Origin of the sequence: Neisseria sp. P0008.S010 (genome assembly GCF_051962715.1) — a bacterium.
Taxonomy (GTDB): Bacteria; Pseudomonadota; Gammaproteobacteria; order Burkholderiales; family Neisseriaceae; genus Neisseria; species Neisseria elongata.
Genome location: NZ_JBQCVA010000128.1, coordinates 1 through 740 on the forward strand (window position 1 = coordinate 1; position 740 = coordinate 740).

At 45.9% G+C, this 740-nt stretch carries 1 protein-coding gene; it reads left to right on the forward strand.

The features are described from left to right. Nucleotides 1-740: tyrosine-type recombinase/integrase (locus ACTHSL_RS12840; protein ID WP_440381682.1), on the forward strand; the 740-nt coding region annotated here is incomplete at both ends.

The window sequence follows — 740 nt, forward strand, 5'->3', positions numbered from 1 at the left end:
AATTAAAGCAATAAGGAGGGGTCTGCCTGATGCTCCACTTGAAGACATCACCACAAAAGAAATTGCGGCAATGCTCAATGGATACATAGACGAGGGCAAGGCGGCGTCAGCCAAGTTAATCAGATCAACACTGAGCGATGCATTCCGAGAGGCAATAGCTGAAGGCCATATAACAACAAACCATGTCGCTGCCACTCGCGCAGCAAAATCAGAGGTAAGGAGATCAAGACTTACGGCTGACGAATACCTGAAAATTTATCAAGCAGCAGAATCATCACCATGTTGGCTCAGACTTGCAATGGAACTGGCTGTTGTTACCGGGCAACGAGTTGGTGATTTATGCGAAATGAAGTGGTCTGATATCGTAGATGGATATCTTTATGTCGAGCAAAGCAAAACAGGCGTAAAAATTGCCATCCCAACAGCATTGCATATTGATGCTCTCGGAATATCAATGAAGGAAACACTTGATAAATGCAAAGAGATTCTTGGCGGAGAAACCATAATTGCATCTACTCGTCGCGAACCGCTTTCATCCGGCACAGTATCAAGGTATTTTATGCGCGCACGAAAAGCATCAGGTCTTTCCTTCGAAGGGGATCCGCCTACCTTTCACGAGTTGCGCAGTTTGTCTGCAAGACTCTATGAGAAGCAGATAAGCGATAAGTTTGCTCAACATCTTCTCGGGCATAAGTCGGACACCATGGCATCACAGTATCGTGATGACAGAGGCAGGGAGT